6 protein-coding genes are annotated in these 8,014 nt (G+C 69.6%); 4 read left to right on the plus strand and 2 right to left on the minus strand.

Annotated features, from left to right (window positions below):
• Positions 1-709, minus strand: a 709-nt coding sequence (locus PMI14_RS28715; RefSeq protein ID WP_007860229.1) for a protein-L-isoaspartate O-methyltransferase, incomplete at its 3' end; no start/stop codon positions are given.
• Entirely contained in the window at positions 709-1,479 is a 771-nt protein-coding gene (gene surE / locus PMI14_RS28720) for a 5'/3'-nucleotidase SurE (RefSeq protein WP_007860230.1), read from the minus strand. The genes PMI14_RS28715 and surE, both read right to left, overlap by 1 nt.
• Positions 1,480-1,609: 130 nt before the next feature.
• On the opposite strand from surE, the gene PMI14_RS28725 reads away from it, so the two are divergent.
• The 4 genes from PMI14_RS28725 (at position 1,610) to PMI14_RS28740 (ending at position 7,874) form a co-directional block, all read left to right on the plus strand.
• Positions 1,610-2,584: an NADPH:quinone oxidoreductase family protein gene (locus tag PMI14_RS28725; protein WP_007860231.1), complete on the plus strand. Its 975-nt coding sequence runs from the start codon at positions 1,610-1,612 to the stop codon at positions 2,582-2,584.
• Between the two features lie 268 nt (positions 2,585-2,852).
• A complete protein-coding gene (locus tag PMI14_RS28730) occupies positions 2,853-4,382 on the plus strand; it encodes a diguanylate cyclase (protein ID WP_007860232.1) in 1,530 nt (509 codons plus the stop codon).
• 10 nt (positions 4,383-4,392) lie between these two features.
• Entirely contained in the window at positions 4,393-5,949 is a 1,557-nt protein-coding gene (locus tag PMI14_RS28735) for an alkaline phosphatase (protein ID WP_007860233.1), read from the plus strand.
• A 122-nt stretch (positions 5,950-6,071) separates the two neighbouring features.
• Positions 6,072-7,874 (plus strand): gamma-glutamyltransferase family protein, encoded by a 1,803-nt coding sequence (locus tag PMI14_RS28740; RefSeq protein WP_007860234.1) that lies wholly within the window; start codon positions 6,072-6,074, stop codon positions 7,872-7,874.
• Positions 7,875-8,014 lie beyond the last annotated feature (140 nt).

Below are 8,014 nucleotides of genomic sequence, written 5' to 3' on the forward strand. Positions count from 1 at the left end.
GCTGGCCGCCGGCCACCGCCATGGGTGCCACCAGCCTCCCGCCCACCGCCAGCTGGTCGCACCATTCCTGTGGCACGGCATCGCCGCCGGCTGCGGCAATGATGGCCGCGTAGGGCGCGCCCTTGGCGTAACCGACCATGCCGTCGCCCAGCATCAGGTGCACATTGGCCAGGCGAAACGGGCGCAGGTTGTCGCGCGCCTTGTCGTGCAGGCCGCGCAGGCGCTCGATGGTGTACACCTCGCGCGCCAGCAGGCCCAGCACGGCCGCCTGGTAACCGCAGCCGGTACCGATCTCCAGCACCCGGCCCAGGCCGGCCGGCCGGGCGCTCTCGGCCGACAGCAGCAGCTCGCACATGCGCGCCACCACGCTGGGCTTGGAAATCGTCTGCCCCAGGCCGATCGGCAGGCTGGTGTCTTCGTACGCCTGGTTGACCAGGCCACTGTCGACGAAGCGGTGGCGCTCCACCGTCGCCAGCGCCTGCAGCACGGCGGGCGAGGTGATGCCCCCGGCCGCGAGTTTTTGCACCATGCGGTTGCGCACCGCTGCCGAATCGAGCCCCACGCCCACGGCCGTGGCGGCCGGAGCCCGCTGGCCCAGCCCGGCGCCGGCGCCCTTGGGGGCGCCTGCGCCCACACCCGATCCAGCCGGGCGCGGCGCTGGCGTACCGCTGCCCGGGAGCCTGGCGGGAAAGCCCGGACGTCGCTGCATCACATGCCCGCCGCGAGCTTCGAGGCGGTCTGCGCCCAGTAGCCCAGGTTGTCGTGGTCCGTGAGGTCCACCTTGAGGGGGGTGATGGCCACATGCCCCTGCGCCGTGGCATGGAAATCCGTGCCCTCGGCATCGTCCTTGGCCGCGCCCGCATTGCCGATCCAGTACATCGCCTCGCCGCGCGGGCTCTCCTGCACGATCACGCGCTCGGCCGCATGCCGGCGCCCCAGCCGGCACAGCTTGATGGGCTTGAGCGCCGCCAGCGGCATGTTGGGGATGTTCACGTTGAGCAGCCAGGGCACCTCGGTCACCAGGCTCTGCGCCCGCATCTGCTCGACGATCTCGCGCGCCTTGGCGGCGGCCGCCTCGATCTCGCCCCAGCCCTTGTCCACCTGGGAGAACGCAATCGCCGGCACGCCGAAGAGGTAGCCCTCCATGGCCGCCCCCACGGTGCCCGAATAGATGGTGTCGTCGCCCATGTTGGCGCCGTTGTTGATGCCCGAGACCACCAGGTCGGGCCGGTAGCCCAGCAGCCCGGTGAGCGCGATGTGCACGCAGTCGGCCGGCGTGCCGTTCACATAGCGAAAACCATTGGCCGCCTTGTGCACGGACAGGGGCGAATGCAGGGTCAGCGCGTTCGATTTGGCACTGTTGTTGTGCTCGGGCGCGACCACTTCCACCTCCACACCCGCCAGTGTCTTGAGCGCGTCGTGCAGCGCCACGATGCCAGGGGCCTGGAAGCCGTCGTCGTTGGAAATCAGGATCTTCATGGATTGGGATCGGGTTTGCCTGGGATTGTAGGACGCGACCGAAGCGGGCGGGCCCCGGTCGCTCGGGGGACATCGCGGGCCGCGACGGCGCGCCTATCATCCGGCGCATCACTGACAGGAGACTTTTCCCATGCACGCTTGGCTCTGCACCAACCCCACCGGCGTCGAGGCCCTGGCCTGGACCGAACTGCCCACGCCCACGCCCAAGGCGGGGGAGGTGCTGATCGAGATCAAGGCCGCCAGCCTGAACTTCCCCGACCTGCTGATCGTGCAGAACAAGTACCAGATGAAGCCGCCGCTGCCCTTCGTGCCCGGCTCGGAGTACGCGGGTGTGGTGCAGGCCGTGGGCGAAGGCGTCACGCACCTGCAGGTGGGCCAGAACGTGGCCTGCCTGTCGGGCACCGGGGGCTTCGGCACCCACACCATCGCACCGGCCGCCCTATGCATGCCGCTGCCGCCGGGCTTCTCGCACGTGGATGCGGCGGCCTTCATCATGATCTACGCCACCTCCTACCATGCGCTGGTGGACCGGGCGCAGCTCAAGGCCGGCGAGACCGTGCTGGTGCTGGGCGCCGCGGGCGGCGTGGGCACTTCGGCCATCCAGATCGCCAAGGCCATGGGCGCGCGCGTGATCGCAGCCGCCTCCAGCGACGAGAAATGCGCGCTGTGCACCTCCATCGGGGCCGACGCCACCATCAACTACAGCAAGGACAACCTGCGCGAGGCCATCAAGGCCCTGACCGACGGCAAGGGCCCGGACGTGATCTACGACCCCGTGGGCGGCGATTTCGCCGAGCCGGCCTTCCGCTCCATCGCCTGGCGCGGGCGCTACCTGGTGGTGGGCTTTGCCTCGGGTCCCATCCCCGCCCTGCCCTTCAACCTGGCGCTGCTCAAGGGCGCCTCCATCGTCGGCGTGTTCTGGGGCGACTTCGCCAAGCGCGAGCCCAAGGCCAATGCCGCCATGATGGGCGAGCTGGCGCAGTGGTATGCCAAGGGCAGCATCAAGCCCGTGATCGACCGCACCATGCCCATGGCCGAGCTGCCTGCCGCCTACGCCCACATGGGCTCGCGCGGCGTGATGGGCAAGCTGGTCATGGTCAACTGAAGTGAAACACCCCCTGGGTCGCTTCGCGCCTTGCCCCTTAAAGGGGGACGCCCCCAGCGCAAACGCTGGATATGCCGCCTTCGCGGCGGGGCGGCCCTTGCGCGGGGGCACTGGCCTTGGGCGCGCCAGTTTCATGCGCCGTGCGTCGCACACAGCGCAATGAACAACTGACACCAAAAACTGACGCCCTGGGCGGCGCTCGCGACGGGAAACATGGCGCTGTGTCAAACTCGCGGTTCATCGCAGCCCCTGTTACTGGTGCCCGCCCATGGCCGACCGTCAACCCTACGAAATCGCACGCGAAACGCTCAAGCAGCTCTCGACCCGCCGGCTGGCCCCGACACCCGAGAACTACCTGGCGATCTACGATGAGATCGCTGGCGTGCGCAGTGCCGCGCCGTTTCCCGAGGCCCAGCTGGCCGGCATCCTGCGGCTGATCCCCGCCCAGACCCCGGCGCAAAAGCGCCTGCTCGGCCAGTTCGAGAAGGCCGTCGCCAACAAGGATTGGAGCAGCCTGCAGAGCGTGCTCGTGGGCTACGCCAACCTGGGCCTGAGCCCTGCCGCCGCCTCGCCGGTGGAGCTGCCCACCGCGGCGCCTGCCGCCACGCTGCCCGAGGACCTGGCCGAGCTGCTGGCCCGCCTGATCGACAACACCCTGCCCGCGCTGGGCGAGGACGATGCGCGCGTGCACGAGATGGCCGCCCAGCTCACCACCTTCCTGCGCGAGCCCGCCCCCCTCATCCCCACGCTGATGCTGATGCTGGGCAACTTCACCTACCGGCTGTCGTTCGCCACGGAAGACCAGGCGGCCATCCGCACCGGGCTGCTGGAGCTGCTGCACATGGTGTTCGAGAACATCGCCGTGCTCAGCGCCGACGACCGCTGGCTGCAGGGCCAGGCCGAGGCGCTGATGACCGCCTCCACCCCGCCGCTCACGCTGCGCCGGCTCGACGACGTGCAATTGCGCCTCAAGGACGTGATCTTCAAGCAGACCGAGGCCAAGGCCCGCTCCATGGAAGCCCAGGAGCAGATGAAGGACCTGCTGGCCACCTTCATCGAGCGCCTGGCGCAGATCACGGCCTCCAGCACCACCTACCAGGGCACCATGGAGCGCTGCGCCGACCTCATCGGCAAGGCCAGCAGCCTGCAGGAGATCGCACCCGTGCTCGAGGAGGTGATGACCGCCACGCGCAGCATGGCGCTCGACACCAAGCTCACCCACACCGAGCTGCTGGACCTGCGCGAACGCACCGAGGTCAAGCGCGCCGAAGTCGCCAAGCTGCAGCAGGAACTCGACCGTGCCAGCGCCCAGGCGCGGCATGACCCGCTGACCGGCAGCCTCAACCGCAAGGGCCTGGACGAGGCCATGGAGCGCGAGATCGCCCGCGCCCGACGCCTCGGTGCACCGCTGTGCTTTGCGCTGCTGGACATCGACAACTTCAAGCTCATCAACGACCGCCTGGGCCACAGCGTGGGCGATGCCGCCCTGGTGCACCTGGCGCAGGTCACGCGCGAGGTGATGCGCCCGCAGGACCTGCTGGCCCGCTACGGCGGCGAGGAGTTCGTGCTGCTGCTGCCCGACACCGCAGTGGAAGCCGGCGTGGCCGCGATGACGCGCCTGCAACGCGAGCTGACCACGCGCTTCTTCCTGCAGGGCAGCGAGAAGATCCTCATCACCTTCAGCGCGGGCGTGGCCCAGCTGCACGACAGCGAGAGCAGCTTCGACGCGATCAAGCGCGCCGATCAGAGCATGTACCTGGCCAAGCGCTCGGGCAAGAACCGCGTGATGGCTGCATGAGCCCCCGCCGGTGACTCCCCAGCAGCGCCGCGCATTCCTGCTGCTGGCCGCCCACGGCGCAGCCACCACCGCCCTGCCCCGCTGTGCCTGGGGCCAGCCGCAGCGCCAGCAGGCCAACCCCTTCGCCCTGGGCGTGGCCAGCGGCGACCCCAGTGCCGATGGCGTGGTGCTCTGGACCCGGCTGATCCCCGACGACAGCCACGCCAGCCAGGCTTTCACCGTGCGCTGGGAGCTGGCCGACGACGAAGGCTTCCAGCGCATCGTGCAGCGCGGCCAGGCCACGGCCCACCCGGGCCTGGGCCACAGCGTGCACGTCGAACTGGCCGGCCTGGCGCCGGGCCGCTGGTACCACTACCGCTTCATGCATGGCGACGCGGTGAGCGCCACCGGCCGCACACGCACCGCGCCCGCCGCCGATGCCCTGCCCGAACGTCTGCGCCTGGCCTTTGCCTCGTGCCAGCGCTGGGAGCATGGCCACTATGCGGCCTGGCGCCATGTGCGCGCGGATGCGCCGGACCTGGTGCTCTTCCTGGGCGACTACATCTACGAGTACGCCAGCCCCAGGGACACCTCGGGCCTGGCCCGCGTGCACGGCCTGCGCCTGGCCACCACCCTGGCCGACTACCGCGACCGCTACGCCCTGCACCGAAGCGACCCGGCCCTGCAGGCCGCCCACGCCGCCTGCCCCTGGCTGGTGACCTGGGACGACCACGAGGTGCAAAACGACTACGCCGGCCGCACGGGCAAGGGCGACCCCGCCGCCTTCCTGGCCCAGCGTAGCGCCGCCTGGCAGGCCTTCTACGAGAACATGCCCCTGCGCGCCTCCAGCCTGGTGCAGCGCGACTACACGGCCCTGCAGCTGTACCGGCGCCTGCCTTGGGGCCGCCTGGCGCAGTTGCATGTGCTCGATGCCCGCCAGTACCGCAGCCTGCAGGCCTGCCGCACCGCCAGTGCCAGCGGTGCCGGCGCCGTGCGCCCCAGGGACTGTGCCGAACTGGCCGAACCCGCCCGCAGCTTTCTGGGCACGGCCCAGGAACAGTGGCTGGACACGGGCCTGGCCAGCGATGCCCGGGACGGGCGCACCCGCTGGAGCGTGATCGCGCAGCAGACCCTGTTCTCGCCGCGCCACTACCCCTCGGGCGTGGTCTCTACCGACAGCTGGGACGGCTACCCGGCCGCACGCACCCGCCTGCTGCAATCCATCACGCAGCATGCCCCGCGCAATACCGTGCTGCTGGGTGGCGACATCCACCAGAATTACGTCTGCCGCGTGCTGGCCGACACAGCGCGGCCCGATGCCCCGGTGATCGCCAGCGAGTTCTGCGGTACCTCCATCAGCTCGCGCTCGGGCAGCACGCAGGACAAGGTGGACGCCGTGGTGCGCCACAGCCCCCATGTGCTGCTGGCCCGCTGCGAGCAGCGCGGCTATGGCCTGGCCGACATCACCCCTGGGCGCTGGACCACCAGCTTGCGCGTGCTCGACGACCCGCTGCGCGAGGACAGCGGCGCCAGCACGCTGGCGCGCTTCGTCGTGGAAGACCGGCGTGCCGGGCCGGTGCCGGCCTGAGCAAGGCGGCCAGCCTCCGGCAATACCCTTTCGGGCGCTTGTAGCATCCTGTAAAAAAAGCGCGCGGCCGCCGTGCAGGCGCCTTACCATGGCCCGTATTCCAGCCCCCTTGGAGACAAGCAATGCGCAAGACCACCCCCACCTTGACCCTGCTGGCCCTGGCCGCGCTGCTGGCCGGTTGCACCAGTGCCCCGCGGTTCGAATACGCGGTGCCGGCCCAGCCCGAAGGCTCCTCGGGCTACACCGAAAAGCCCGGCTGGGCCACCGAAAAGTTCGCTGTGGCCGCCGCCAACCCGCTGGCCACCGATGCCGGCTACCAGATCCTCAAGGCCGGTGGTTCGGCGCTGGATGCGGCGATTGCGGTGCAGATGGTGCTGACACTGGTCGAGCCGCAATCGAGCGGCATCGGTGGCGGCGCCTTCCTGCTGCACAGCGCCGGCACCAAGGTGGAGGCCTATGACGGCCGCGAAACGGCACCGGCGGCCGCCGACGAAAAACTGTTCCTCGGCCCGGACGGCAAGCCCGTGCCCTTCCACGACGGGGTCGTGGGCGGCCGTTCGGTCGGCGTGCCCGGCACCGTGCGCATGCTGGAGATGGCGCACAAGGAGCACGGCAAACTGCCCTGGGCCACGCTATTCCAGCCTGCCATCACGTTGGCCGAAGGCGGCTTCAAGGTCAGCGCGCGGCTGAACACCCTGGCTGCAGCCGACGCCCACCTCAAGAAGGACCCGGTGGCAGCGGCCTACTTCTACAAGCCCGATGGCGATGCGCGCGACGTGGGTTTCAACCTGCGCAACCCCGAGCTCGGTGCCGTGCTGCGCCGCATCGCGGCCGAGGGCAGCAAGGCCTTGCACGAGGGCGAGATCGCCCAGGCCATCGTGGACAAGGTGCAAAAGCACCCCACCAACCCGGGCAAGCTCAGCCTGGCCGACCTGGCCGGCTACCAGCCCAGGAAGCGCGAGCCCCTGTGCCACGACTACCAGGTGGCCAGCAAGAATTACCGCATGTGCGGCTTTCCGCCGCCCAGCTCGGGCGCCATCGCCATCGCGCAGATCCTGGGCATCCTGAAGAACACCGATGCGGCCGCCATGCCGCTCGAAAACGACCTGCCCACGGCCGACTGGCTGCACCTGTACACCGACGCCGCGCGCCTGGCGTTTGCCGACCGCGCCCAGTACGTGGCCGACCCCGATTTCGTGCAGCCGCCCGCCGGCAGCTGGGCCAGCCTGATCGCTCCAGCCTACCTGGCCGAGCGCGCCAAGCTCATCGGCACGCAGAGCCTCAAGGTCGCCCAGCCCGGCAAGCCGCCCGGCGCCGTGGCCACCAGCTACGCGTCCATGCCCGACCAGCCCGAGTACGGCACCAGCCACATCAGCATCGTCGATGCCTCGGGCAATGCGGTGGCCATGACCACCACCATCGAGGACCAGTTCGGCGCGCGCCAGATGGTCAAGGGCTTTTTGCTCAACAACGAGCTCACCGACTTCAGCTTTGCCCCGGCCGATGCCCAGGGCCAGCCGATCGCCAACCGCGTGCAACCGGGCAAGCGGCCACGCTCGTCCATGTCACCCACCCTGGTGTTCGACAAGGCCACGGGCGAGCTGCTGATGAGCGGCGGCAGCCCGGGTGGCGCGGCCATCATCCACTACACGGCCAAGACGCTGTACGGGGTGTTCAACTGGGGGCTGATGCCGCAGCAGGCGATCAACCTGCCCAACTTCGGTTCGATGAACGGGCCCTCCCTGCTGGAGGAAAAGCGTTTCCCTCCGCTCACGGTGGAGACCTTGCGCGCGCGGGGAGCCGAGGTGCGGGAGATGAACATGACCAGTGGCTTGCAGGCCATCACGCGGGGGCATGCGCATGGGAAGAAGCTGTGGTTTGGGGGGGCGGATCCGCGGCGTGAAGGGGTGGTGATGGGGGACTGATCTGGTTCTTCATGCATCGTCGGTCCTGTCCGTTGGAGTCGTGCGGTTTGCCTGGTTGAAGGGCGGGGGCCGGGATGTGCGCCCGGCGGCGCAGTAACTTTCTCTTGCGTCGCCAAGAGAAATTCACCAAAGAGAAGGCG

The sequence above is a fragment of the Acidovorax sp. CF316 genome, assembly GCF_000276605.1.
Lineage (GTDB): Bacteria > Pseudomonadota > Gammaproteobacteria > Burkholderiales > Burkholderiaceae_C > Acidovorax.